Annotated in this window: 24 protein-coding genes and 1 pseudogene; 8 read left to right on the forward strand and 17 right to left on the reverse strand. The window is 71.2% G+C overall.

Annotated features, from left to right (window positions below):
• Positions 1-706: 706 nt before the first annotated feature.
• Positions 707-1,951 carry a tyrosine--tRNA ligase gene (gene tyrS / locus ACI2K4_RS33860; protein WP_404517340.1) on the reverse strand — a complete coding sequence of 415 codons (1,245 nt, stop codon included), beginning with the start codon at positions 1,949-1,951 and terminating at the stop codon, positions 707-709.
• Positions 1,952-2,132: 181 nt separating this feature from the next.
• Here tyrS and ACI2K4_RS33865 point away from each other — a divergent pair, with 181 nt between their 5' ends.
• The 6 genes from ACI2K4_RS33865 (at position 2,133) to ACI2K4_RS33890 (ending at position 7,516) form a co-directional block, all read left to right on the forward strand.
• Positions 2,133-2,546, forward strand: coding sequence for a PaaI family thioesterase (locus tag ACI2K4_RS33865; protein ID WP_404517266.1), 414 nt, complete (start codon positions 2,133-2,135; stop codon positions 2,544-2,546).
• 323 nt (positions 2,547-2,869) lie between these two features.
• Complete coding sequence (locus ACI2K4_RS33870) at positions 2,870-3,796, forward strand: sulfite exporter TauE/SafE family protein (RefSeq protein WP_404517267.1); 927 nt, start codon at positions 2,870-2,872, stop codon at positions 3,794-3,796.
• A 209-nt stretch (positions 3,797-4,005) separates the two neighbouring features.
• Positions 4,006-4,980 (forward strand): metal ABC transporter substrate-binding protein, encoded by a 975-nt coding sequence (locus ACI2K4_RS33875; protein ID WP_404517268.1) that lies wholly within the window; start codon positions 4,006-4,008, stop codon positions 4,978-4,980.
• Positions 4,973-5,755: a metal ABC transporter ATP-binding protein gene (locus tag ACI2K4_RS33880; RefSeq protein ID WP_404517269.1), complete on the forward strand. Its 783-nt coding sequence runs from the start codon at positions 4,973-4,975 to the stop codon at positions 5,753-5,755. Before ACI2K4_RS33875 ends, ACI2K4_RS33880 begins: the two co-directional genes overlap by 8 nt.
• Before the next feature lie 46 nt (positions 5,756-5,801).
• The gene (locus tag ACI2K4_RS33885) at positions 5,802-6,671 is read left to right on the forward strand and encodes a metal ABC transporter permease (protein ID WP_404517270.1); all 870 of its coding nucleotides are present in this window, start codon (positions 5,802-5,804) and stop codon (positions 6,669-6,671) included.
• On the forward strand, positions 6,668-7,516 hold the full coding sequence (locus ACI2K4_RS33890; protein ID WP_404517271.1) for a metal ABC transporter permease: 849 nt from the start codon (positions 6,668-6,670) through the stop codon (positions 7,514-7,516). Before ACI2K4_RS33885 ends, ACI2K4_RS33890 begins: the two co-directional genes overlap by 4 nt.
• Positions 7,517-7,634: 118 nt before the next feature.
• Here the strand turns inward: ACI2K4_RS33890 and ACI2K4_RS33895 are convergent, their stop codons facing one another.
• The 9 genes from ACI2K4_RS33895 to ACI2K4_RS33935 all read right to left on the reverse strand — a co-directional run bounded on the left by ACI2K4_RS33895 (position 7,635) and on the right by ACI2K4_RS33935 (position 17,329).
• Positions 7,635-8,651, reverse strand: coding sequence for an ABC transporter permease (locus ACI2K4_RS33895; RefSeq protein ID WP_404517272.1), 1,017 nt, complete (start codon positions 8,649-8,651; stop codon positions 7,635-7,637).
• Positions 8,648-10,240 (reverse strand): sugar ABC transporter ATP-binding protein, encoded by a 1,593-nt coding sequence (locus ACI2K4_RS33900; protein WP_404517273.1) that lies wholly within the window; start codon positions 10,238-10,240, stop codon positions 8,648-8,650. Before ACI2K4_RS33900 ends, ACI2K4_RS33895 begins: the two co-directional genes overlap by 4 nt.
• A complete protein-coding gene (locus tag ACI2K4_RS33905; RefSeq protein ID WP_404517274.1) occupies positions 10,240-11,292 on the reverse strand; it encodes a sugar ABC transporter substrate-binding protein in 1,053 nt (350 codons plus the stop codon). Before ACI2K4_RS33905 ends, ACI2K4_RS33900 begins: the two co-directional genes overlap by 1 nt.
• A gap of 185 nt (positions 11,293-11,477) precedes the next feature.
• Positions 11,478-12,221: an SDR family NAD(P)-dependent oxidoreductase gene (locus ACI2K4_RS33910; protein WP_404517341.1), complete on the reverse strand. Its 744-nt coding sequence runs from the start codon at positions 12,219-12,221 to the stop codon at positions 11,478-11,480.
• A 71-nt stretch (positions 12,222-12,292) separates the two neighbouring features.
• Entirely contained in the window at positions 12,293-13,603 is a 1,311-nt protein-coding gene (locus tag ACI2K4_RS33915) for an L-fuconate dehydratase (protein WP_404517275.1), read from the reverse strand.
• On the reverse strand, positions 13,600-14,454 hold the full coding sequence (locus tag ACI2K4_RS33920; protein ID WP_404517276.1) for a fumarylacetoacetate hydrolase family protein: 855 nt from the start codon (positions 14,452-14,454) through the stop codon (positions 13,600-13,602). The genes ACI2K4_RS33915 and ACI2K4_RS33920 overlap by 4 nt, the downstream gene beginning before the upstream one ends.
• Positions 14,455-14,830: 376 nt before the next feature.
• A complete protein-coding gene (locus ACI2K4_RS33925) occupies positions 14,831-15,244 on the reverse strand; it encodes a Sir2 family NAD-dependent protein deacetylase (protein ID WP_404517277.1) in 414 nt (137 codons plus the stop codon).
• Positions 15,245-15,414: 170 nt separating this feature from the next.
• Positions 15,415-16,587, reverse strand: coding sequence for an alpha/beta hydrolase family protein (locus ACI2K4_RS33930; RefSeq protein ID WP_404517278.1), 1,173 nt, complete (start codon positions 16,585-16,587; stop codon positions 15,415-15,417).
• A 136-nt stretch (positions 16,588-16,723) separates the two neighbouring features.
• Entirely contained in the window at positions 16,724-17,329 is a 606-nt protein-coding gene (locus ACI2K4_RS33935; protein ID WP_404517279.1) for a DNA-3-methyladenine glycosylase, read from the reverse strand.
• A gap of 287 nt (positions 17,330-17,616) precedes the next feature.
• Between ACI2K4_RS33935 and ACI2K4_RS33940 the strand changes: the two genes are divergently transcribed.
• Both ACI2K4_RS33940 and ACI2K4_RS33945 read left to right on the forward strand, forming a co-directional pair.
• Positions 17,617-17,778, forward strand: a complete 162-nt coding sequence (locus ACI2K4_RS33940) for a hypothetical protein (protein WP_404517280.1) — start codon at positions 17,617-17,619, stop codon at positions 17,776-17,778.
• A gap of 50 nt (positions 17,779-17,828) precedes the next feature.
• Positions 17,829-18,044 (forward strand): hypothetical protein, encoded by a 216-nt coding sequence (locus ACI2K4_RS33945; RefSeq protein WP_404517281.1) that lies wholly within the window; start codon positions 17,829-17,831, stop codon positions 18,042-18,044.
• Between the two features lie 196 nt (positions 18,045-18,240).
• Here the strand turns inward: ACI2K4_RS33945 and argH are convergent, their stop codons facing one another.
• The 7 genes and pseudogenes from argH to argJ form a co-directional block, all read right to left on the reverse strand.
• Positions 18,241-19,704, reverse strand: coding sequence for an argininosuccinate lyase (gene argH / locus ACI2K4_RS33950; protein ID WP_404517342.1), 1,464 nt, complete (start codon positions 19,702-19,704; stop codon positions 18,241-18,243).
• 8 nt (positions 19,705-19,712) lie between these two features.
• Positions 19,713-20,924, reverse strand: coding sequence for an argininosuccinate synthase (locus ACI2K4_RS33955; RefSeq protein ID WP_404517282.1), 1,212 nt, complete (start codon positions 20,922-20,924; stop codon positions 19,713-19,715).
• 103 nt (positions 20,925-21,027) lie between these two features.
• Positions 21,028-21,504, reverse strand: a pseudogene (locus ACI2K4_RS33960) (arginine repressor); the annotation flags it as partial.
• A complete protein-coding gene (gene argF, locus ACI2K4_RS33965) occupies positions 21,501-22,487 on the reverse strand; it encodes an ornithine carbamoyltransferase (RefSeq protein ID WP_404517283.1) in 987 nt (328 codons plus the stop codon). The gene argF and the pseudogene ACI2K4_RS33960, both read right to left, overlap by 4 nt.
• Positions 22,484-23,704, reverse strand: coding sequence for an acetylornithine transaminase (locus tag ACI2K4_RS33970; RefSeq protein ID WP_404517284.1), 1,221 nt, complete (start codon positions 23,702-23,704; stop codon positions 22,484-22,486). Before ACI2K4_RS33970 ends, argF begins: the two co-directional genes overlap by 4 nt.
• The gene (gene argB / locus ACI2K4_RS33975; protein ID WP_404517285.1) at positions 23,701-24,639 is read right to left on the reverse strand and encodes an acetylglutamate kinase; all 939 of its coding nucleotides are present in this window, start codon (positions 24,637-24,639) and stop codon (positions 23,701-23,703) included. The genes ACI2K4_RS33970 and argB overlap by 4 nt, the downstream gene beginning before the upstream one ends.
• Positions 24,636-25,808: a bifunctional glutamate N-acetyltransferase/amino-acid acetyltransferase ArgJ gene (gene argJ / locus ACI2K4_RS33980; RefSeq protein ID WP_404517286.1), complete on the reverse strand. Its 1,173-nt coding sequence runs from the start codon at positions 25,806-25,808 to the stop codon at positions 24,636-24,638. Before argJ ends, argB begins: the two co-directional genes overlap by 4 nt.
• Positions 25,809-25,840 lie beyond the last annotated feature (32 nt).

Below are 25,840 nucleotides of genomic sequence, written 5' to 3' on the forward strand. Positions count from 1 at the left end.
GCACGCCGCCAGCGTTCGTCCTGAGCCAGGATCAAACTCTCCAACAAAAACTTGGAAAACCAATCCCGACAACAAAAAGTTGCCAAAGGAATCCAAGCCAAACCAACCACTCCAAAGAAGCGATCAGCCGGCCCGGGGTAAAAATCATAATTGGCACTGGCTTATCAAGCACCCTGTTGAGTTCTCAAAGAACAACCACGCACCAGACCACAAACCCCAACCAAGGGGCCCACAACCCGGGGCTTCATTCCCTATATTCCGCGCCCCGCGTTCCCGCCCGGCGCTTTTACTACGTTACCCGGTCGTTTCCGCCGAGTCAAACCGGAATTTCCCGGTTTGTCATATCCAATCCCATGGAAGATCACGGCGGGTGATCCGCCTTAGAAGATCCAGAGGGATTCGCAGGCCGTCCTGTCTGCGGTCTTACCCGCACCTCGTCCGGTTCCCTGCCGACCTGCAACCATACCCGGTCGGATGCGCGGCGCCAAATCGACCCGACCAGCGGATCATCCGTGCCGCTCCGCCCGCCAGCCTCGGACCGACGGTCACCCGTCGCGAAGCCTGGAGGTTGTCCCACAGTTCCGGCCTTGCGGTGTTGTGTGCACCGTTTCCGTCCGTTCCCCTGCGGGCAGAGAGAAAGTTACGCGTCCGGCGGATTGATCGTCAAATCCGCCGGACGCGTTCCCCGTCACATCGGTGCTGGCGACTAACCGGCCAACTCGACACCGGCGAAGGTGCGCTTGCCCCGGCGCAGTACGAGGTACCGACCGTGCAGCAGCGCCTGCGGCGACACGGTCGCCTCCACATCCGACACCCGCTCGTTGTTCACGTACGCGCCGCCCTCGGTGATCGCTCGGCGTGCCTCGTTCAGGCTCGACACCAGCCCGGCCTCCTTGAGCAGCACCGCCACCGACGGCAGCTCGGTGAGGCGTACCAGTCCGGCCTCGGCGAGTGCGGCCCGCAGCGTCTGCGGGGCGAGTTCGTCGAGCGATCCCCGTCCGAACAGTGCCTGACTCGCCGCGATCGCCTGGCGGGTCTCCTCCTCCCCGTGCACCAGCGTGGTCAGTTCCTCGGCCAGCGCCCGCTGGGCCTGCCGGGCCGCCGGACGCTCGGCCGTCGCCCGTTCCAGCTCCTCGATCTCGTCCCGCGACCGGAAACTGAAGTAGCGCAGGTAGCGGTCGACGTCACGGTCATCCGCGTTGATCCAGAACTGGTAGAACGCGTACGGGCTGGTCATCGCCGGGTCGAGCCAGACGGCGCCGCTCTCGCTCTTGCCGAACTTCGTGCCGTCGGCCTTGGTGACGAGCGGGGTGACAAACGCGTGCACCGGCCCCGCACCGCGTCGGCGGATGTAGTCCGCCCCGGCGGTGATGTTGCCCCACTGGTCGGAGCCACCGAACTGCAACTGGCAGCCGTACCGGCGGTGCAGCTCGTAGTAGTCGTGTGACTGGAGGAGCTGGTAGCTGAACTCGGTGAAGCTGATCCCGCTCTCGAGCCGGGCCCGGACGACCTCCCGGGCCAGCATCTTGTTGACCGGGAAATGCTTCCCGACGTCGCGGAGGAACTCCACCACCGACATCTCGCCGGTCCAGTCCAGGTTGTTGACCAGTTGCGCCGCGTGGTCGCCGGTGTAGCTGACGAACGGCGAGAGCTGCTCCCGGATCCGTCGCACCCATCCGGCGACGACCTCCGGCGGGTTCAGCGACCGCTCCGCGCTCTCCTTCGGGTCGCCGATCTGTCCGGTTGCTCCCCCCACAAGCAGCAGTGGCCGGTTTCCGGCAAGCTGGAGCCGGCGCGCGGTGAGGATCTGCATCAGGTGTCCGACGTGCAGGCTCGGTGCGGTCGGGTCGAAGCCGACATAGAACGTCACCGGCCCGGCGGCGAACTGCGCCCGCAGTTCGTCCAGGCCGGTGGCGTCCTGGATCAGGCCCCGCCACTGCAGGTCGTCCATCAGCGATCCCGCTCCGGTCGGTCCGGCGGGAGGCGCGCTGCTCTCGGTCACGGTGCTGCTATCGGTCACGTACGGATTCTCCCCCATCGCCGCCGGTGGCCCCCACCCGGTTTACCGGCCGGGTAGGGTGGCCGGCGGATGATCACCGCCCGGGGTCGAGACCCGTCGAGGAGGAGCAGCCGTGGAACTACCCGAACTGACCGGTGGCTTCGCGGGTCTGCTGGGGCTGCGGCTGGCGGAGGCAACCCCCGATCGGGTGGTGCTCACCTGGGACTGCCGGCCAGAGTTGCACCAGCCGTTCGGGATCCAGCACGGCGGGGTCTACAGCTCGGTGGTCGAGTCCGCCGGCAGCATCGGTGGTGCCCTCTGGTGGGGGGATCGGGGCCAGGTCGTCGGGGTGTCGAACCAGACCGACTTTCTCCGCCCGGTGCGCGACGGTGAGCTGACCGCGGTGGCGACCCCGGTGCATCGGGGCCGCAGCCAGCAGCTCTGGCAGGTCGAGATCACCGACGCCGGTCGGCGCCTGGTCGCCCGTGGCCAGGTCCGGCTACAGAATCTCAGCTCGACGCCGTCGGCGGGCACGGTCACCCGGTAGCCGCCGGGTTCCACCACCATCTGAAAGATCTCCGGGTACGCGGACAGCGGCCCGTCTCGCGGGTGCCGTCCGAGCGGTGGTACCCGGTTCGAGTCCTGGCCTTCTCGCGCCGTCTTCCCGGTGGCGTACCGGTGTTCACCGCTCTCTTCGGTCGGTCTGGCCGGACGGCCCGGCCAACCGGTGGACCACCCTTGACCCCGCGTTCCGATTAGCGCACAATCCCTATCACTTAAGTAGGGAACGACATCGCTCCGAATCCTGTCCTCCACGCCGGAACCCCCGAAGCGTCACCACCGGCGACTGCACGCAGGAAAGGAACCATTGTGCGTAAACTCCTCCTCCTGGCCCTGGTGGGCCTCGGTGCCCAACTGGTGGACGGCAGCCTGGGCATGGCCTACGGCGTCACCTCCACCACCCTGCTGCTCGCCATCGGGACCAATCCGGCGGCGGCCTCCGCCACCGTGCACCTCGCCGAGATCGGCACCACGCTCGCCTCCGGGGCTTCGCACTGGAAGTTCGGCAACGTCGACTGGAAGGTGGTCGCCAAGATCGGCGTACCGGGCGCGATCGGCGCGTTTGCCGGCGCGACCGTTCTCTCCGGTCTCTCCACCGAGGTCGCCGCGCCGGTGATGGCACTCATCCTGCTCGCGCTCGGCATCTACATCCTGGTCCGCTTCACCGCCTTCGGCATTCCCCGCGACCGGCTCGGCCTGCCGCTGCGCAAGCGCTTCCTCGGCCCGCTCGGCCTGGTCGCCGGCTTCGTGGACGCCACCGGCGGAGGCGGCTGGGGCCCGGTCGGCACCCCAGCCATCCTGGCCAGTGGTCGGATGGAGCCACGCAAGGTGATCGGCTCGATCGACACCAGCGAGTTCCTGGTCGCCATCGCGGCCAGCCTCGGCTTCCTGGTCGGCATCGGCAGCGAGAACATCGACTTCGGCTGGGTGGCCGCGCTGCTGATCGGCGGCGTCATCGCCGCCCCGATCGCGGCCTGGCTGGTCCGGCACATCCCGCCCCGGATCCTCGGCTCGGCGGTCGGCGGGGTCATCATCCTGACCAACACCCGCTCGCTGCTGCGCAGCGACTGGATCGACGCCCCGGACAACGTGCGGTACGCCTTCTACGCGGTCATCTACCTGGTCTGGGCCGGCGCGCTGGCCTACTCGATCAAGCAGTACCGGGCCCACCGCGACCTGGAGCGGGTCGACTCGGAGAGCGCCGACAAGCCCGCCTCGGCACCGACCCCGGTCTGATCCGGGGTTTCCTCGTCACACCCGTACGACCTACCGGCACGCTGCCGCGAGGAGTTCACTCCCCTCGGCGGCGTCGCTGTTTGTCACCGTCCACGGTCCGCCGTTCCCGCTTTCCGCGTGCTCGCATGCTCGCGTACTAATGACTCCATTAGACGATAAAAAGTGGTGAGGGCTAGCGTCCCCTCCGTTCGACTACGGAGGAGGAATTGTTGAGAGCGTCAATTTCCCGGGTGATGCACCTGACGGTCGCGGCGGCGATCGTCTACGCGATGTCCGCGTGCGGCTCCCCGGACGCCGGAAACACCGGAAACAGCGGTGGCGCGGACGCGGGACGGTCGTCCGGACAACCGTTGGCGGTGGTCGCGACCACGCCCGAGGTCGCCGACTTCGTACGGAACGTCGGTGGGGACCGGGTACGGGTGACCCAACTCGTCAAGCCGAACGTCGACCCGCACGAGTACGAGCCGAGCCCGGCCGACATCCTGGCCATCAGCTCCGCGTCACTGCTGGTCAAGAACGGTGTCGGGCTGGAGAGGTGGCTGGACGCCACGATCGCGTCGGCGGGCTTCGAGGGGGTCGTGGTGGACACCAGCCAGGGCGTGACCGTGCGGAAGGGCGACCCGGAGGACGAGGAGACGGCCGAGGGTGACCCGCACATCTGGCACGATCCGAGAAACGCCAGGATCATGGCCGAGAACATCGAGAAGGCTCTTGTCGCCGCCGATTCCGGGCGGGCTGCGACGTACCAGGAGAATTTCCGGGGTTATGCGGCGAAGCTCGACGCGTTGGACGCGGAGAACGTACGCAAATTCGCGGCCCTTCCGGTCGACCAGCGCAAGTTGGTGACCAACCACGACGCCTTCGGTTATTACGTCGACCGGTACGGCCTGCAATTCGTCGGCTCGGTCATCCCGAGCCTGGACACCTCGGCGGAACTCTCCGCGTCCCAGCTCGCCGACCTGGTCGCCAGGATCAGGGCGACCGGCACGAAGGCCGTCTTCAGCGAGAGTTCCCTGCCGCCGAAGAGTGCCGAGGCGATCGGCCAGCAGGCCGGTGTCAGGGTGGTCGGTGGCGAGGACGCGCTGTACGGCGACAGCCTCGGCGCCGAGGGAACGCCCCAGGGCACGTACATCGGCGCGGAGCAGCACAACACCGACACGATCGTGAAGGCGCTCGGTGGCTGAGCCGGCCGCCGGTGCACCGGCGGCCGGCACTGTCCTGCGGTTCGCCGACGCCAGCGTCGGTTACGCCGGTCGGACCGTGCTCACCGGCCTGGACCTGTGGGTCGAGCCGGGCGAGGCGCTGGCCCTGGTGGGGCCGAACGGAGCCGGTAAGTCGACCCTGATCAAGTCGGTGCTGGGGCTGGCGCAGGTGCTCGGCGGGTCGTTGACGGTCCTGGGGCGTTCGCCGGCCGGGGCGCGCGGGCAGGCCGCGTACGTCCCGCAGGTCGACAGCCTGGACGCGGACTTCCCGGTCTCGGCCGGGCAGGTGGTGCTGATGGGCCGGTACCGGCACGCCGGTTGGCTGCGCCCGCCCGGCCGCGTCGACCGGCGGATCGCCGCCGAGGCGCTGGCCCGGGTCGGGCTGGCCGACCGGGCGCGGGACCGGTTCGGTCTGCTCTCCGGCGGGCAGCGGCAGCGGGTGTTGCTGGCCCGGGCGATCGCGGCGCAGCCCCGGCTGCTGCTGCTCGACGAGCCGTTCAACGGTCTCGACGCGCCGAGCCAGGAGGAGATCCTGCGGGTGATGGCCCAGTTGCGTACCGAGGGGACGGCGCTGGTGGTCAGCACGCACGATTTGGCCGTCGCCCGGGACGCGTGTGGCACCGTCTGCCTGCTCAACGGTCGCCAGTGCGCCTTCGGCCCGGTCGATCGGACTCTCTCGGCCGAGCTGCTGCGCCGGACGTACGGCAGCCAGGCGGTCGAGCTGTCCGGCGGCGCGACGGTGCTGGTGGAGCCGTGACCTGTCACCTTCTGGTGGAACCGATCCGGCACCCGCGGGTGGGGCCGTGATCCGCGACCTCCTGGTCGAGCCGTTCGGTACGCCGTTCATGGCTCGCGCGCTGGCCGAACTCGTCCTGCTGGCGCTGATGTGCGGTCCGGTCAGCGTGCTCGTCTTCGTCCGCCGGCTCTCGTTTGTCGCCGACGCGCTCACCCACACCGTCTTTCCCGGCGTGGTGGTCGGCTATCTCGCCGGTGGGGTGGAGGGCGTCTTCGGCGGGGCGCTGGTCGCCGGTCTGCTGACCGCGATCGCGCTGAGCCTGCTCACCCGGCACGGTCGGTTGAGCGAGGACGCCGCCATCGCGGTGATGCTGACCGCGATGTTCTCCGTCGGCGTCGTCCTGGTCTCCCGCCGGCCGTCGTACACCGCCGATCTGACCTCGTTCCTGTTCGGTCGGGTGCTGACGGTCAGCGAAGCCCAACTCGTACAGACCGGGCTGCTCGCGGTCGTGGTCCTGGCCGTACTCGCGGTCACCGCCCGGGTGCTCGTGTTCCGAGCCTTCGACCCGGTCGGCGCGACCGCCGCCGGCTACCGGATCGGTCCGCTCGACGCGTGGCTGAACGTCGTCGTCGCCCTGGTCGTGGTCGCGGCGGTCCGCGCGGTCGGCACCGTGCTGGTGGTCGCCCTGCTGCTGGTGCCGGCCGCCACCGCGAGGCTGCTCACCGACCGGTTGCTCGGCATGGCCGTGATCGGCACCGGCGTCACCGTGGCGGCGGGTTGGCTCGGCCTGGTCGCGAGCTGGACCGCGTCGATCGATTTCGGGGTGCGCCTGACGTCGGCGTCGGCGGTGGTGCTGGCGCTGGTCGCGGCCTACCTGCTCGCGCTGCCGGTCGGCCTGCTGCGGGCCCGACGGATGGCGGCGGGGAGGCGGGGATGAGCTGGTGGGACGACGTCTTCCACCGGGCCCTGGTGGCGGCGGTGCTGGTCGGGCTGCTGGCCGGGCTGATCGGGGTGCCGGTGGTGCTGCGCCGGCTCTCGTTCTTCACCATGGCGATGAGCCACGCGACCTTCCCGGGTGTGGTCGCGGCGAGCATTCTCGGGGTCAACATCTATCTCGGCGGCGCGGTCGCGGGACTGTTCGTCGCGGTCGGGGTGGCCGCGCTGAGCCGGGCCCGGGGGCAGGACGCCGCCACGGCGACCGGTGTTGTTCTGGCCGCCGGGTTCGCGCTCGGGGTCGGCCTGGTCGCCACCCAGAACGGTTTCAGCCGGGACCTGTCGTCGTTCCTGGTCGGATCGATTCTGACCGTCTCCACCGGTGACCTGCTGGTGACCGCCGCCGTGCTGGTCCTGGTTGGGCTGGTGGCCGCGGTGGGCGCCCGGTCACTGCTCTTCGTCGGCTTCGACCGGGTCGGTGCCCGCGCCGCCGGTCACCGACCCTGGCTGGTCGACCTGCTGCTGCTGGTGGGGATCGAGCTGGTGATCGTGGCGGTGGTGCCGGTGGTCGGCACCATCCTGACCCTGGCCCTGGTGGTCGCCCCGGCCGCCGCCGGCCGGGCCTGGTCGGACCGGGTCGGTGTGGTCACCGGACTGGCGATGGCCTTCGGCGGCCTCAGCGGGGTGGTCGGCCTGCTGGTGTCGAGCGCGTACGACGTCGCGGCCGGCGCGAGCATCACGCTCGCGGCGACGGCGATCCTGATCCTCTCCCTGCTCGGCGGGGGGTGGCTGGGTCCCGTGCTGCGTCGTCGGGCGGGAACGGCGTCGGCCCCGGTCCCGTACGGGTGACGGGACCGGGGCCGGGGCCGGCGGTCGGGCGGTCGGTCTGGTCCTGGGCCTGCCGGCGCGGCTCGATACCCGGCTCGCCGGTCGGCTCAGGGCGGGTCCAGGGCGGGCCCGGGATGGGTCAGTCCTGGGCTTTTCCGGTGGTGAGCCGGGCCAGCAGCAGCGCGACCAGGATGATCAGGCCGTAGATGGCCTGGATCCACTGCGCGGAGACACCGGCCAGGGTCAGGATGTTGTTGATCAGGCCGAGCACGATCACGCCGCAGAGCGCACCGAACAGGGTGCCCTTGCCGCCGTCCATGCTCACCCCGCCGATCACCGCGGCGGCGAAGACGGTGAAGATCATGCCCTGTCCCTGGGCGGCGGCGACCGAGCCGAGCCGCCCGGTCATCAGCAGACCGGCCAGCGCGGCCAGCACCCCGGCCACCATGAACACGATGAAGACAACCCGGTCGGTACGGATACCGGCGGCCCGGGCGGCGTCCGCGTTGCCGCCGATCGCGTAGATCGACCGCCCCTGCCGGAAGTAGCCGAGCACCACGATGCCGATCGCGAACAGCGCGCCGCAGAGCCAGATCGAGGCGGGCAGCCCCAGCCACAGCGCGTTGCCCAGGTAGAGCACCGACGGCGGCAGTTCGAACAGGTTCTGCCCACCGGTGATACCGATCTGCAAGCCACGCAGGACGATCAGCATGCCGAGGGTGACGATGAAGGCGGAGAGCCCGAGTCGCAGGATCAGCACCCCGTTGAACGCGCCGACGAGCAACCCGACCAGCAGGCAGATCGGGATGGCCAGGGTGGACGGCCAATCCGTACCGAGACCGTTGCTGACCGCCGGGATGACCAGCGCGACGGCGAGCGCCGGTGCCAACCCCACGGTCGACTCCAGCGACAGGTCGAACTTGCCGCCGATCAGGATGATCGCCTCGGCCAGCACCAGCAGGGAGAGTTCGGTCTGCTGCTGCAACACGTTGGTGATGTTGGCGGTGCTCAGGAACACCGGATCGACCAGCGCCCCGACCAGGACGAGCACCAGGATCGCGGGGACCAGCGCCAGGTCGCGCAGGCGGGCCAGGCGCAGCCGCCGCCCGGGGGCCACCGGGGGTGGCAGTACCGGGGCGGTCGTGGTTCCGGTCATTCTTGTGCTCCTTCCGGGGCCGCCGACTCTTGTACGGCCACTCCCTCCACGGCGGCGACGACGTCCGCGTCCGCCCAGCCGGGTGCCAGCTCCCGGGTCACCCGACCGTGGAACATCACCAGGACCCGGTCGCAGTGGCGCAGGTCGTCGAGTTCGTCCGAGACCATCAGTACGGCCGTGCCGGCGTCGGCCGCGCCGCGTACCGCACCGAGCAGTGACTCCTTGGACCGTACGTCCACCCCGGCGGTGGGGTTGATCAGCACCAGCACCCGGGGATCGGTGGAGAGCGCCCGGGCCAGCACCACCTTCTGCGCGTTGCCGCCGGAGAGGCTGTTCACCGGGGCGTCCGCGCCGGTGGCCTTGATGTCGTACCGCTCGATCATCCGCCACGCGGCGGCGTCCCGACGTTTCGGTACGACCACGCCCGCCGGCCCGAACCGGTCGGAGATCGGCAGGGTGGCGTTCTCCGCGATGGAGAGCAGCGGAATCAGTCCCTCCCGGTGCCGGTCCTGGGGGACGGTGCCGATCCCGGCGGCGAGCGCCCCCGGGACACTTCCCGGCGGGACGACCCGGTCGCCGACCTTGACCGTGCCGACGTCCGCTCGGCGCAGTCCGCTGATGCTCTCGGCGAGCGAGACCTTGCCGCTGCTGCCGGAGCCGGTCACCCCGACCATCTCCCCCGCCCGTACGGCCAGGTCGATGTCGTGGAACGCGTCGGCGAGCCGCAGTCCCTCCGTACGCAGCACCACCGGTGCCTCCGCCGGTGGCGGCGGCCGGTGGGTTCCCGTGGTGAGCCCGACCGCCTCCCCGGTCATCGCCTCGACCAGCGCCTCCCGCCCCAGCTCGGCGACCGGGCGGGTGAGCACCCAACGGGCGTCACGCAGCACCGTCACGGTGTCGCAGACCTGGTAGACCTCCTGTAGGTGGTGCGAGATGAACAGCAGGGTGACCCCGGCCTCGGCGAGGCCGCGCAGCCGTTCGAAGAGCCGCTCGATGGCGACGCCGTCGAGCTGCGCGGTCGGTTCGTCGAGAATGATGAACCGGGCCCCGGTGGAGAGGGCACGGGCGATCTCGACCAGTTGCCGCTGCTCGACGTTGAGTTCCCCGGCGAGCGAGCCCGGGTCGACCGCCAGGCCGAACTCCTCCAGCAGGTCGCCGGCGCGCTGACGGAGCTTGCGCCAGGCGATCGGCCCGCGCTCGGTCTGCCGGTTGAGGAAGAGGTTCTCGGCCACGCTGAGGGTCGGGATGATGGTCGACTTCTGGTAGACGCAGGCGACCCGCCGTCGCCAGGCGTTCCGGTCGGAGAGCGGCGGCGCGAGCTCGCCGCCGAAGCGGACCTCGCCGCTGTCCGGCCGCTGCAACCCGGTCAGGATCGAGACCAGGGTGGACTTCCCGGCCCCGTTCCGCCCGACCAGGGCGTGTGTCTCGCCGGTGGCGATCGAGATGCCGGCGTCGGCCAGTGCCGTGGTGGCACCGAACCGTTTGCTGACACCGACCGCGGAGACGGCGATGCCGGGTGCCGCGCCCGTGCCCGGGGCGGCGGCCCCGGGCACGGCGTCGACACTGTTCGGATTGGGCGTCGCCGACATCACTTGCCGACCTGGTTGCCCCACAGCCCGGCGTCGTCGACGTTGGCCGCGGTGACCAGCGGCGCCGGGAGCTGGTCCTCGAGGACGCCGTTGCCGACGTCGACGATGGTGCTGCCGTGGTCGGTCGGGCCGGGGGTGAAGGTCTTGCCCTCGACCGCGGCCTTGGCGTAGAAGAGCGCGTACTTGGCGTAGAGGTCGGCCGGCTGGGAGACGGTGGCGTCGATCTCGCCCTTGCGGATCGCCTCGAACTCCTGCGGGATGCCGTCGTTGGAGACGATGAAGATGTGCTTCGGGTCCGTCGGCGGGACCAGCAGGTTCTTCGAGCGCAGCAGTTGCAGGGTCGGGGCCAGGAAGACGCCGCCGGCCTGCATGTAGACGCCCTTGATGTCGGGGTGCTGGGCGAGCCGGGTCTGCAGCGCGGCGGACGCCTTGGCGCCCTCCCACTCGGTCGGCTCGGCGAAGACGGTGATGTTCGGGAACTTGGTCTTCATGCACTCGGCAAACGCCTCGGAGCGGTCCCGACCGTTCACCGAGGAGAGCGAGCCCTGGAACTCGATCACCTTGCCGGTGCCGCCGAGCTTCTCGCCGAGGAACTCGCACGCCTTCTGGCCGTACGCCCGGTTGTCGGCGCGGACGACCATGAAGACCTTGCCCTTGTCTGGGCGGGTGTCGACCGACACCACCGGGATCTTCTTCTGCTCCAGGGTGGCGAGGGTGGTGGCGATCGCGCCGGTGTCCTGCGGAGCCATCACGATCGCCTTGGCGCCCTGGCTGGTCAGCGCCTGGGCGTTCGCCACCAGCTTCGCGATGTCGTTCTGCGAGTTGGTCGGGGCCATCAGGTTGATCCCCGCCTCCTGCGCGAACTGCGGCACGTACTTGGCGTAGGAGTTCCAGAAGTCCGAGTCGGCGCGGGGCAGGTCGACCGCGATCGGCGGCTTGTCGCCGCCCGCGCCGCCGGTCGAGCCGGTGCCGGAGTCGCCGCAGCCGGTGGCGGTCAGGGCAAAGGTGACGACCAGCGCCGCGGTGACCGCGGCGCGCCTGGTCAGTTCCATGGTGATCCTCACTGTCGGGACGGAAACGCTGGGTGGGGATGCGCTGGGTTATACCGTGGTGACAGATTGCTTACCGTGGTGTCAGGTGTCGCGGGTGAACCTTTTCCGTACGGTGACTCGCTCATGGCGGGCCGACGGGTGTTCGGTCGGGTTACGACCGCCGCCGGATGACGACGACTGTCGGGTTACGACGGCTTCGGTGGTGCCGGCATCCGGAGCCCGTGCATGCCGCCGTCGACGGCGAGCACGGTCCCGGTGGTCGCACCGGCCAGCGGACTGGCCAGGTACGCGATCGCGGCGGCGACCTCGTCCGCGCTGACCAGACGCCCGGTCGGTTGACGGGCGCGCAGGGCGGCGAGTTCGGCCTCGGGATCCGCTGCGGCGGCGAGCAGCCGGCGTACCCAGGGGGTGTCCACGGTGCCGGGGTTGACGCAGCAGACCCGGATCCCCTCGCGTGCGTGGTCGGCCGCCATCGCGGCGGTCAACGCCTGCACCGCCCCCTTGGTAGCGCTGTAGAGCGCCCGGTTCGGCAGGCCGGCGTGCGCCGCGATGGAGCAGGTGTTGACGATCACCGGGTGGGCCGACGCGCGCAGCAGCGGCAGCGCGGCCCGGGTCACCCGGACCAGACCCACCACGTTGACGTCCCAGACCCGGTGCCACTCGTCGTCGGCGTTGCTCTCCACCGTGCCGACCGCGCCGATGCCGGCGTTGTTGACCAGGATGTCGATCCCGCCGAGCCGGTCGGCCACCTGCCGCACGGCGGCCCGGACCGAGGCGTCGTCGGAGACGTCGGCCGCTACGCCGACCAGCGGTTGCGGCACCGACGCGTGGTCGAGGTCGAGGCAGGCCACCCGTACTCCCCGGGCGGCGAGGAACCGCGCGGTGGCCAGCCCGATACCGGAGGCGCCACCGGTGACCACGGCGACCAGCCCGGCGAACTCCCGGCTGACCGGTTCGGCAACGGTCCCGGTTTCGGCTGTGGGCTCGACTCTCGGGGTGGTCACGACGCCTCCTCTCGCCACACCGGACCGTCCGGGTAGACGTGGTCGGCGAGGCTGCGCGGGTGCATGGTGGAGCTGAATCCGGCGGCGGTCGGTGCCTGGTAACGGCCGTCACGTATCCGTACCGGGTCGACGAAGTGCTCGTGCAGGTGGTCGACGTACTCGATGATCCGGTTCTCCATGCTCCCCGACACCGCCACGTAGTCGAACATCGACAGATGTTGTACCAGCTCGCACAGACCGACGCCGCCCGCGTGCGGGCAGACCGGCACGCCGAACTTGGCCGCCAGCAGCAGGATGGCGATGTTCTCGTTGACCCCGGCGACCCTGGCCGCGTCGAGTTGCAGGAACGCGACCGCGTCGAGCTGGAGCAACTGCTTGAACATCACCCGGTTCTGCACGTGCTCGCCGGTGGCGACCGGGACCGGCGCGATCCGCCGGGCGATGGCCGCGTGCCCGAGTACGTCGTCCGGGCTGGTCGGCTCCTCGACCCACCACGGGGAGAACTCGGCCAGCGCGCCGACCCAGCTCACCGCGGCGTCCACGTCCCAGCGCTGGTTGGCGTCGATCGCGATCCGGATGTCCGGTCCGCAGGTCTCGCGGGCGATCCGCATCCGCCGGACGTCGTCGTCGAGGTCGGCACCGACCTTGAGCTTGATCTGGGTGAACCCGGCGTCGATCGCCTCGCGACAGAGCCGGCGCAGCTTGTCGTCGTCGTAGCCGAGCCAGCCGGCGGAGGTGGTGTACGCGGGGTAGCCCTCGGCGAGCAGCCGGGCCACCCGTTCGTCACGGCCCCGGACCCCGGCGCGCAGGATCGCCAGCGCCTCCTCCGGGGTCAGCGCGTCGGTCAGGTAACGGAAGTCGACCAGGGCGACCAGGTCCTCCGGCGTCATCGAGGCGAGCAGTTGCCACAGTGGCAGCCCGGCCCGCTTCGCCTTGAGGTCCCAGAGCGCGTTCACCACGGCCGAGATGGCCATGTGCATGACGCCCTTCTCCGGGCCGAGCCAGCGCAGTTGCGAGTCGTGCACCAGCTCCCGCCAGAGCCCGCCGAGGTCGTCCAGCACGTCCTTGACCAGCCGGCCGACCAGGTACGGGCGCAGCGCGGCGATGGCCGCCTCCTGCACCTCGTTGCCCCGTCCGATGGTGAAGGCGAAGCCGTGGCCCTCGTGGTCGTCGGCCGCGTCGGTGCGCAGCACCACGTACGCGGCGGAGTAGTCGGGGTCCGGGTTCATCGCGTCCGAGCCGTCCAGTTCCCGGGACGTGGGGAAACGGATGTCGTACGTCTCCAGTGCCACAAAACGGCTGCTCACCACGCGACCCCCAGTCGTTGTCGCTGCCGGCCCAGTCCGTCGATCTCCAGCTCGACCAGGTCACCCGGACGCAGGTACGGCTTCGGGTCCGGCATGCCGAGGGCGACACCGGCCGGGGTTCCGGTGTTGACGATGTCGCCGGGATAGAGCGTCATGAACTGGCTGACGTACCGGATGATCTCCGGCACGTCGAAGATCATGTCCTTGGTGTTGCCGTTCTGCCGCAGCGTGCCGTTGACCCAGAGGCGCAGACCGAGATGTCCCGGGTCGGGGATCTCGTCCCGGGTCACCAGCCACGGGCCGAACGGGTTGAACGTCTCGCAGGACTTCCCCTTGTCCCACTGGCCGCCGCGTTCGAGCTGGAAACCTCGCTCCGAGACGTCGTGCGAGATGGCGTAACCGGCCACGTACTCCAGCGCGTCGTCGGCCGGGGAGAGGTACCGGGCGGTCCGGCCGATCACCACGGCGAGTTCGATCTCCCAGTCGGTCTTGTCGCCACCGTGCGGCACCAGCACCTCGTCGCAGGCGCCGACAACGGTGTCCGGTGCCTTGAGGAAGAGGACCGGTTCGGCTGGCGGGGTGACACCGGTTTCCCGGGCGTGGTCGTGGTAGTTCAGACCGACGCAGACGATCTTTCCCGGGCGGCGCAGCGGCGGACCGATCCGCAGGCCGCGCCCGCGCAACGGTGGCAGGTCCAGTTCGAGCAGACCGCGTACGCGGTTGATCCCGCCGTCGGCGAGGAAGTCGCCGTCGAAGTCGGTGATCGCACCGGAGAGATCGAGGAGCGTGCCGTCCTCGGCCAGCACGGCGGGGCGCTCGCCGCCGGGTGGACCGACCCGTAACAGCTTCACGGCAGCGGTTCCTTTGTGTCGTTGGCGTTTCCCCGCGTCATACATCGGATGTCTATCAGTCCATCGACACACGCACAAGGCCACCGTCGGGCGGTTCGCTCCCCTTCACGACACTCCACACCGGATTGTGCGCACCGGGTCAGGCCCGTACGTACCATCTTGACTAGGCGATACATCCAATGTTAACTCCGTGTGACAGCACCACCGGGATCGAGCGTGCTCACCGCCGGAGCGAACGCGGTGCCCCGATCCCCATCGGCGACTAGGAGGGGCGATGGAGCCGGCTCCATCGACGGCGCCCGGCACGGACGGTCGACCCGCCATCCGTCACCGCTCACCGGGCGGCGGCCAGCATCGCGGCGATCCGGGGCATCCTCTACTCGGTGGGCGTACGGGTCCGGCAGTCGAGAGAGACCGCCTCCCGCATCCGACCGTGCAGCTCCAGCACCTTGCGCGGGCTGGAGCCCGCACGCAGGTGCAGCCCGTCCACGTTCTGGGTGAGGATCCGCACCGCCACGCCCGATCGTTCCAGGTCGACCAGCGCCCGGTGGGCGGCGTTCGGCTCCGCCCGCCAGGCCGCGTGGTCGACGTACGCGTGCCAGAACCGCCGCCGCGCCTCCGGGTCGCCGACAAACCGGTCGTAGCGGAACGCCGCCGCCGCGCCCGGATCACGGGTCCAGACACCGTCCGGTCCCCGGTAGTCCGGGATGCCGGAGTCGGTGGAGATGCCCGCCCCGGTCAGCACCGAAACCCGACCCACCCCGTACGCCCACTCCGGCACCGTCCGCATGACCGCCGATGTTAGGGGGCTGCCACCGGCCGGACGAACGATTATGCCGACGGGACAGCCCGACGGCGCCGGGCTGACGGCGCCGGGCTGACGGCGCCGGGCTGACGGCGCAGGGCTGACGGCGCAGGGCTGACGGCGCAGGGCGCACGGACCTTCGCCGCAGGGCGCCGTCACGTCCGCTCGAACCGGACCTCGGAGTAGTCGGGCGTCGGGGCGTCGAGCAGCGGCCGGGGCCGCTGGCGCAGGTGCAGGTCCAGGAAGGCCCTGACGTACGCCCGGGTGGTCGCGACGCACCTGTCGGCCGGCAGCGACTGGATCGGCCGGCCGATCTGCTCGCCCAGCGGGGCGAAGTCGGTGAACGAACTGTGTGTCGCACCGTCGACGCTGAGCCAGCGTCTCCAGCCGGTGAACCGGGGCCAGCTCGCCGTCCAGTCCGGGTTGTTCTCCGGCCGACCGCGCCACTGCGCCCCGACGCTCAGGAACGGTCGGTCGAGATCGGCCGTCAGCGGTGGCTGGAACGCTCCGTCCAGGTTGGCCCCGGCCCGGAACCGCCGGTCGACCAGCATCACCCGGGCCGCGGCGGCGCCGCCCATCGAGTGTCCGACCACGGCGACCCGGTCCGGGTCGATCAGGTGGGCGCCCGACCAGCACGGCCGCGTGTCGACCCGGCGGGAAAGGGGCGCGACGCCGAGGCGGTCGAGCACAAAGGCGAGATCGGCGGCCCGGCCACCGGCCACCGTCGGTCCGTCCGGGTCGAGTTCGGCGGCCAGGAAACCGGTGACCCGACCGTCAGGGAAGGTGACCGCCGCCGACTCGTGGTTGTGATCCACCCCGGCCACCAGGTACCCGTTGCTGGCCAACTCCTCGGCCAGCCCGGACAGTGACGTACGGGGAAAGCCGAAGCCGGGCGAGAGGAGCACGAGCGGCAGCCGGCCGGCGGTGTCGAGCGGCTCGACCGCCACCCTCGCGTGGGTCCGGACCCGTGCGAACAGGTCGGTCGGCTGGTCGACAATCTCCCGCAGGGCCAGGATCAGCGCCGACTCCGCCGGGGTGACGTACGGTGCCAACCGGCCCTGGCCCGTCCGCGCCGGGTACCAGATCGACACCATCAGCTCACGCGGCTCGTGCCGCACCCACGGGTCGGCGCGGTCCGGATCCACCAGGTGCAGGATCGTCCGTCCGACCGGATGTGGACCGGTCGGCACCGGCAACGCCAACTCCCCCGCACCCCGGTCGGCCCAGGCGACCGCCGGTGAGAACGTCCCGGCCACCAGTGCCACCGCGAGTACCAGGGCAAGACCGCGTCTCGATCCGCCACCACGCTGAGCATCCCGATCGTCCATGGCTCCTCCGTCCGTCGAACCGGCGCGCCGCATCGCGCCGGTCGCCCCCCAGCCTCGACGTCGCGCGCCACCCCAGCCTCGACGTCGTGCCACCCCCACACCGGCGCTGTGCCCCGTCTCCGAGGTCGGACGGCGGTCACTTCCTCCGTGGCGTGTGCCGGCGGTACTCGCTCACAGTCGGATCACCGGCCAGCCAGAACCGCCAGGGCCGGTCGTGCGCGCTGGTCACCCCGACCCTCGGGCCGGCGGCGATCGCCTCGGCCGGCACCGGCTCGGCCGGCGGCGTCAGTCGGAGGGGACCGTCGTCGAGCAGGAACAGCCCGTAGGCCGCCCGGTCGACGCCGAGCGCCGCGCAGAGCCGGGCCGGCCCGCGGGCGAGGTCCAGATCCCGGCGTACGGCGGTTCGCCGGCTCCGCGCGATGTCGATCCCGTCGACCACCTCACCCGCCCGCAGCAGTACGGCCGACGCCTCCTCCTCCGCCCCGGTCACCACGTTCATGCACCAGTACATGCCGTAGGTGAAGTAGACGTAGGCGTACCCGGACGGGCCGAACATCACCGCGTTGCGGGGCGTACGTCCCCGGTACGCGTGGGACGCGGGGTCACCGGCCGTGCCGGCGTACGCCTCGACCTCGGTCAGCCGGACCGTGACCCCGCCGGCGGAGAGCGTGCAGTTGAGCAGGCCGCGCGCCGCCGGCAGCAGCGGCCCGGCGAGCAGCGCCGCCAGCTCGGTCGTGGTCATCGGCCCAGCAGAACACAGCAAGGACGGGTTCCGTCCGGCGCCCCCGCGACGGTGACCCGGTACACCGGACCGGGGCTCTCCGCGGGTTTGCCACCCCACGCGCCGCGGGCAGGAACGTGAGCGAATGGAGATGATTCATGACGAGAAAGACTCACTCGCCCGGTAACCCGTGACCAGGTCTTGCAGCTCACGCGGGGTTACCACGAGAGTTACCTTTTGTCGCCAACACCCCGGGCGTCGCCCCGCGTCGCTCGCTTCGGTCGATGGACGGAGGACTTGTCGTGGTCGTGACCGTGACAGCGATCAGCGGCATGACGGTGGGTTTCATCGCCGGCCTGTACGCCTACCGGGCGTCTCGCCGTTGGTGTGCCGCCTGTGGCAGCAGCCTCTGCTGCCCCGCCTGCTCCACCCTGGGTATCCGACGCAATGCCGCGACCCGGCGGTTCTGATGGGTACGGCCCCGCCTCCGCCCCGGGTACCCGCCGGGACGGTCCTGCAGTTGTCCAAGGAGGACTGGCGCTACGGAGGATTCACCCTGTTCCTGCGGGTCGAATCCGTACGCGACGACCTGTCGAGCTACTACGACGACGAGTGGATCTGGGTCAGCGGGCAGCAACTCGCCCGTGACGGCACCCCGCTCGGTCAACTGGACGCCCTGGTCCGGGTCGCCGCCCTGCCCCGCCCGAACACCGCCCCGCACCCCACCGACGGCTGACACCCACCCTTCCGGACGCCCCCGAACCCGCAACGGCTCCGACCCGGCTCGCCTGGCCCCGGGGTTGGGGCGGCGTGCCCCACGACGGGATCAAGCCTGACCGCCCAGAGTGGGGCACGCCGCCCCAACCCCGACCCCGACGCGCCCCTCCCGGACCGGTCCTCAGATCACCGGTCCGGGAGAAGATCGTGCAAGCTCAGCGCGGAACAACCTGCTCGGTCGCCCACTCCCGCCAACCGTCGAGCTGGTCCGTGGCCGCCGCGAGCTGGTCGGCGACCGGCCCCGGCCCGGTGGAGCCGGGCGTGGTCCGGGCGGCCAGCGCGGAACGGACCGAGAGCACCGTCCGGACCTCGGGGTCGAGGTGCTCGCTGACCTGGGCGAGATCCTCGTCCGAGACCTCGTCCAGGGCGCAGTCCCGGGCGACGCAGAGGGCGACCAGCCGGCCGGTGACCTCGTGCGCGTCACGGAACGGCACTCCCCGACGCACCAGCCAGTCGGCGACCTCGGTGGCGAGCGAGTAGCCGACCGGCGCGGCGGCGGCGATCCGGTCCACCCGGACCGTCATGGTCGAGATCATGCCGGCCAGCGCGGGCAGCAGCAGTTGCAGCGTGTCGACCGCGTCGAACGCCGGCTCCTTGTCCTCCTGCATGTCCCGGTCGTAGGTCAGCGGCAGGCCCTTTAGCATGGTCAACACCGCGACCAGGCCGCCGACCAGTCGCCCGGACTTGCCCCGGGCCAGCTCGGCGATGTCCGCGTTCTTCTTCTGCGGCATGATCGACGAGCCGGTGGCGAAGGAGTCGTCCAACTCCACCCAGCCGAACTCCTGCGAGGTCCAGAGCACGACCTCCTCGCCCAGGCGCGACAGGTGCACGCCGACCAGCGAGGTCACGAAGAGGAACTCGGCGACGAAGTCCCGGTCGGCGACCGCGTCCATGGAGTTGGCGAACGAGGCCCGGAAGCCGAGCTCCCTGGCGACCGCCACCGGGTCCAGCGGGAGTCCGGAGCCGGCCAGCGCGCCGGCGCCGAGCGGGCTGACCGCCGTGCGGTGGTCCCAGTCGCGCAGCCGCTCCAGGTCCCGCAGCAGCGGCTGGACGTGGGCCAGCAGCCAGTGCCCGAAGGAGACCGGCTGGGCGTGCTGGACGTGGGTCATGCCCGGGGCCGGCGTGTCCAGGTGCCGCCCGGCCTGCTCGGTCAGGGCGTCGGCCAGCTCGACCAGCCGGGCGGCCACGCCACGGGCGTGGTCCCGCAGGTACAGCCGCAGGTCGGTGGCGACCTGGTCGTTGCGGGACCGGCCGGCGCGCAGCTTGCCGCCGAGGCTGCCGAGCCGTTCCAGCAGCCCCCGCTCCAGCGCCGTGTGCACGTCCTCGTCGTCCACGGTCGGCCGGAACGCCCCGGAGGCACAGGCGGCCTCCAGGTCGTCCAGCGCCGCGAGGATCTGTCCGAGTTCCTCCGGGTCGAGCAGACCCGCCCCGGCGAGCACCCGGGCGTGTGCCCGGGAACCGGCCAGGTCGTACGGGGCGAGGCGCCAGTCGAACTGCACGCTGACCGAGAGCCGGGCCAGGGCCTCGGCGGGGCCACCGGCGAACCGGCCTCCCCAGAGGCTCGTACGGTTGGTGCCGGCGCTGTTCTCGGTCAGACCCTTGTCGTCCACGCCCGCCATTGTGAACGTCACTGCTGCGGGCCACCCAACCGGGCGTCCCGGGCGGTGGCGAGACGGCTGGGCAGGCCCCAGAGCTGCACGAAGCCCTTGGCCAGCGACTGGTCGAAGGTGTCGCCGGTGTCGTAGGTCGCCATGCCGAAGTCGTAGAGGCTGGCGTCGGAGCGACGGCCGGTGACGACCGCACGGCCGCCGTGCAGGGTGAGCCGCACCTCGCCGGAGACGTGCTGCTGGGTGTCGTCGATGAACGCGTCCAGCGCCCGCTTGAGCGGGGAGAACCAGAGACCGTCGTAGACCAGCTCGGCCCAACGCTGGTCGACGCCCTTCTTGAACCGGGCCACGTCCCGCTCGACGGTGACGTTCTCCAGCTCCTGGTGGGCGACGATGAGCGCGATCGCGCCCGGCGCCTCGTAGACCTCACGGCTCTTGATGCCGACCAGCCGGTCCTCGACCATGTCGAGGCGGCCGACACCCTGGGCGCCCGCGCGCCGGTTCAGCTCCAGGATCGCCTGGTACGGGGTGACCGTCTCGCCGTCGATCGCCACCGGCACGCCGGCCTCGAAGGTGATCACGACCTGGTCGGGGTCACGCGGCTCGGCCGGGTTGGCGGTGTAGGAGTAGACGTCCTCGATCGGCGCGTTCCAGATGTCCTCGAGGAAGCCGGTCTCGACCGCGCGGCCCCACAGGTTCTGGTCGATCGAGTACGGCGACTTGTGCGTGACGTCGATCGGCAGACCCTTCTCCTCGGCGTACGCGATCGCCTTGTCCCGGGTCCAGGCGAAGTCGCGGGCGGGGGCGAGCACCTTCAGGTCGGGGGCGAGGGCGCCGATGCCGACCTCGAAGCGGACCTGGTCGTTGCCCTTGCCGGTGCAGCCGTGCGAGACGATCGTGCCGCCGTACTTCTTGGCCGCCGCGACCAGGTGCCGGACGATCAGGGGGCGGGAGAGGGCCGAGACCAGCGGGTAGCGGTCCATGTAGAGCGCGTTCGCGCGCAGCGCCGGCAGGCAGAAGTCGGCGGCGAACTCCTCGCGGCCGTCGACCACCTCCGACTCGGCCGCGCCGCAGTCCAGGGCCCGCTGGCGGATGGCGTCCATGTCCTCGCCGCCCTGGCCCACGTCGATCGCCACCGCGATCACCTCGGCGCCGGTCTGCTCGGCCAGGTAGGGAATGGCGACGGAGGTGTCAAGGCCCCCGGAGTACGCCAGTACGACGCGCTCAGTCATGGTGTGCTGCTCCTCTCAACATTGGTGAATCCACGACCCACGTCGGCTGCTGACCTTCGCCTGGCCGGTTCTGATCGACTATCGGTAGTCCGGGCTGGCTCGCCGCCCACCCGGAAAGCTGTTCCCCCAGCGCCGCGCCACCGGTGGCCTCGCGGGCGACCACCAGGATGGTGTCGTCGCCCGCGATGGTGCCGACCACCTCCGGCAGGCCCGCCCGGTCCAGGGCGCTGGCCAGGTACTGGGCCGCGCCGGGCGGGGTGCGCAGGACGGTGATGTTGCCGCTGGAGTCGACGCCGGTGAGCAGTTCGCGCAGCAGCCGGATCAGGCGCGCGGGGGCCTGTTCGGCGTCGCGCAGCGGCCGCTTGCCGTCCTCGGGGATGAGGTAGACGGCCGGACCGTCGCCGCCACGGACCTTGACCGCGCCCAGTTCGTCCAGGTCCCGGGAGAGGGTGGCCTGGGTGACCTGCACGCCGTCGCCGGAGAGCAGTTCGGCCAGTTCGGTCTGGGAGCGGATCGGCTGGTCGCGGATCAGTTCCACGATCCGGGCGTGCCGCGCGGTACGGGTCAGCGGGTTGGTCACGACGCCACCGCCCCGGCCCGGGGAAGACCGTCGGGCGTCGGGGTCGCCCCGGTGCCCGCCTTCGAGGCACCGACCAGCCAGGTGAGCAGTGCCTTCTGCGCGTGCAGCCGGTTCTCCGCCTGGTCGAAGACGGCGCTCTGCGGACCGTCGAGCACCTCGTCGGTGATCTCCTCGCCCCGGTGGGCGGGGAGGCAGTGCAGCACGATCGCCTCCGGCGCGGCCACCGCGAGCAGGGCCTTGTTGACCTGGTAGGGCCAGAACGGGGTGAGCCGGTCCCGGCCGTCGCCCTCCTGCCCCATCGAGGTCCAGGTGTCGGTGGCGACCACGTCCGCCCCGTCGGCCGCCTCCCGGGGATCGCGCAGCACCCGTACCGAGCCTCCGGTCCGGGCGGCGATCTCCTCGGCGCGGGCCACCACCTCGGGCGCCGGGTCGTAACCGACCGGGCCGGCGACCCGTACGTGCATTCCGGCGGTGGCACCGGCGAGCAGGTAGGAGTGGGACATGTTGTTGGCCGCGTCGCCGACGTAGGCCAGGGTCCGGCCGGCGGTGCCGCCGCAGCGTTCCCTGATGGTGAGCAGGTCGGCCAGGAGCTGACAGGGGTGGAACCCGTCGGTGAGGGCGTTCACGACCGGCACGGCGGAGCCGGCGGCGAGTTCGGCCAGCCGGTCGTCCCCGTGGGTACGCAGCACGATCGCGCTGACGTAGCGGGAGAGGACCTGGCCGGCGTCGCCGAGCGACTCCCCCCGGCCGAAGTGGGTCGCCTGCGTGTCGACGATGATCGGGTGCCCGCCGAGTTCGGCGATGCCCACGTCGAACGAGATCCTGGTCCGCAGGCTCGGCTTGTCGAACAGCACCGCGACTGCCTGCGGGCCGGCGAGCGGTCGGGCACCGAACCGGTCGACCTTCTGGCGGGCGGCCAGGTCGAGCACCTCGGACTGCTCGGCCGGGGAGAGGTCGTCGTCCCGCTGGAAGTGACGGATCACCGGGTCACCGCCGTCGCGTTCGCCGGAGCGGCCGGTGTCCCGGCCGGCGTCGGGGCGGCCGCGTCGAGCGCGGCCGGCAGCGCGGCGAGGAAGGCGTCCACCTGCTCGGCGGTCAGGATCAGCGGCGGGGCGAGCCGCACCACCGCCGGTTGCACCGGGTTGGTGAGGAAGCCCGCGTCGCGCAGCAGTCCGGCCAGGGCCGGCGCGGCCGGCGCGGTCAGCACCACACCGAGCAGCAGCCCGGCGCCGCGCACCTCGGCGACCAGCGGGTGGCCGAGCGACTCGACACCGCGCCGGATCCGTTCACCGATCCGCTTGACGTGGTCGAGCAGTCCCTCGTTGGCGATGGTGGAGACCACCGCGAGCGCGGCGGCACAGCTGATCGGGTTGCCGCCGAAGGTGCTGGCGTGGGTCCCCGGGCCGAGCAGTTCGGCGGCTGGGCCGAAGGCCACGCAGGCACCGATCGGCAGGCCGCCGCCGAGCCCCTTGGCCAGCGTGACCACGTCCGGCTCGATGCCCTCGGCCTGGTGGGCGAACCAGTGTCCGGTCCGTCCGACGCCGGTCTGCACCTCGTCGAGCACCAGCAGCGTGCCGTGCGCGGCGGTGATCCGGCGGGCCTCGGTCAGGTAACCGGCCGGCGGGACGAGCACACCGCCCTCGCCCTGGATCGGCTCGAGGATCACCATCGCGGTCTCGTCGGTGACGGCGGCCTCGAGCGCGGCCACGTCGCCGTACGGCACGTGGGTAACGTCGCCGGGCAGGGGACGGAACGGGTCGGCCTTGGTCGGCTGCCCGGTGAGCGCGAGTGCCCCCATGGTCCGGCCGTGGAAGCCGCCGACGGTGGAGACGACGTGGGTACGCCCGGTGCGGCGGGAGAGTTTGAAGGCGGCCTCGTTCGCCTCGGTGCCGGAGTTGGCGAAGTAGACCCGGCCCTCCCGTCCGGCCAGCGCGAGCAGCAGTTCGGCGAGCGCGACCGGCGGCTCGGCGGCGAACAGGTTGGAGACGTGACCGAGCGTGGCGACCTGCTTGGAGACCGCCGCGACCACTGCCGGATGGGCGTGGCCGAGGGCGTTGACGGCGATCCCGCCGAACAGGTCGAGGTATTCCCGGCCCGCCTCGTCCACCACGACCGCGCCGTTGCCCCGGACCAGGGCCAGCGGCGGCGTGGCGTAGTTGTCCATCATGGCTTGCGACCAGCGCTCGACCAGCGACGTCATGACGAGATCACCATGGTTCCGAATCCTTCCGAGGTGAAGACTTCCAGCAGGGTCGAGTGCGCGACCCGGCCGTCGACCACGTGTGCCGCCGGGACACCGCCGCGCACCGCGCGCAGGCATGCCTCCATCTTCGGCACCATGCCGGACTCGAGGCTGGGGAGCAGTTCGGCCAGCTCGTCGGTGGTGAGTTCGGAGATCAGGCTGGAGGTGTCCGGCCAGTCGGCGTAGAGCCCGGCGACGTCGGTGAGGATCACCAGCTTGCGGGCTCCGAGCGCCACCGCGAGTGCCGCGGCGGCGGTGTCCGCGTTGAGGTTGTGCAGCACCCCGTCGACGTCCGGTGCCACGGTGGAGATGACCGGGATGCGCCCGGCGGCGAGGAGGTCGGTGAGTGCGTCGACGTTGACCGCGTCGACGTCGCCCACCTGGCCGATGTCGACCGCCTCACCGTCGACGTAGGCGGGCCGCCGGACCGCGGTGAAGAGCCGGGCGTCCTCGCCGGAGAGACCGACGGCGTGCGGGCCGTGTTCGTTGATCAGCCCGACCAGTTCCCGGCCGACCTGCCCGACCAGCACCATCCGGACCACGTCCATCGCCTCGGGCGTGGTGACGCGCAGCCCGCCCTTGAACTCGCTGACGATGCCGAGCCGGTTCAGCATGGCCGAGATCTGCGGGCCACCGCCGTGCACCACGACCGGACGCAGACCGGCATAGCGCAGAAAGACCATGTCCGCGGCGAACGCGCGTTGCAACTCGGGGTCGACCATCGCGTTGCCGCCATACTTGACCACGATCGTGGCGCCGGAGAAACGGGCCAGCCAGGGCAGCGCCTCGATCAGCGCGGCGGCCTTCCGCTGGGCCTGGGTCAGGTCCCGGGAGAGTTGCCCGGCGGCTGCCGGAGCGCCGCCGTTGCCCCGTGCGGCATCCTGCACCGTCATGACGAGTACGCCGAGTTCTCGTGCACGTAGGCGTGCGACAGGTCGTTGGTCCAGATGGTGGCGGCGTCGGCCCCGGCGTTGAGCCGGACCTGGATGGTGACGTCCCGGCCGCTGAGGTCGACCTTGCTCCGGTCCTCGGCGGCAGCGCCGGAGCGGCACACCCACACCCCGTTGATCGCCACGTCGAGCTGGTCGGGCTCGAACGCCGCCGTGGTGGTGCCGACGGCGGCGAGGATCCGTCCCCAGTTGGGGTCGTTGCCGAACAGCGCCGTCTTGACCAGGTTGTTGCGGGCCACCGAGCGTCCCACCTCGACCGCGTCGTCCTCGCTCGCGGCCTCGGTCACGTCGATCGCGATCTGCTTGGTGGCTCCCTCGGCGTCGGCCAGCAGTTGCTGGGCCAGGTCGTGGCAGGCGGCGGTCACGGCGGCGGTGAGCTCCGCCTGGGTGGGCTCGATGCCCGAGGCGCCACTGGCGAGCAGCAGCACGGTGTCGTTGGTCGACATGCAGCCGTCGGAGTCCAGCCGGTCGAAGGTGACGCGGCAGGCGGCGCGCAGCGCGGTGTCGAGCGCCTCCGAACCGGCGACCGCGTCGGTGGTGAGCACGCAGAGCATGGTCGCCATGGCCGGGGCCAGCATGCCCGCGCCCTTGGCCATCCCGCCGACCGTCCAGCCGGTGCCGGCGGCGACGGTGGTCTTCGGCCGGGTGTCGGTCGTCATGATCGCTTCGGCGGCGGCGAGGCCGCCGTCCCGGGCGAGACCCCGCACCGCAGCCCGGACACCGGGCAGCAGCTTGTCCATCGGCAGCCGCTCGCCGATCAGCCCGGTCGAACAGACCGCCACCTCGCCGGCGCCCAGGATCAGCCGGCTGTTGGAGTTGGTCAGGCTGGACGCGGTCTGCTCGGCGGTGGTGTGGGTGTCCTGGAACCCGGGTGAGCCCGTGCAGGCGTTGGCGCCGCCGGAGTTGAGCACCACCGCCCGCACCACCCCGCCCCGGACGATCTGCTCGGTCCAGAGCACCGGTGCCGCCTTGACCCGGTTGGCGGTGAAGACACCGGCGGCGGTGGCGTCCGGTCCGTCGTTGACGACCAGACAGACGTCGGCCAGGCCGCTGGTCTTGAGTCCGGCGGCCACCCCGGCCGCCCGGAATCCCCGAGGGGCGGTGACGCTCATGATTCCTGCTCCTGACTGGGATGCGGTGCGGA

It is taken from the genome of Micromonospora sp. NPDC050397 (genome assembly GCF_044901685.1).
Taxonomy (GTDB): domain Bacteria; phylum Actinomycetota; class Actinomycetes; order Mycobacteriales; family Micromonosporaceae; genus Micromonospora_G.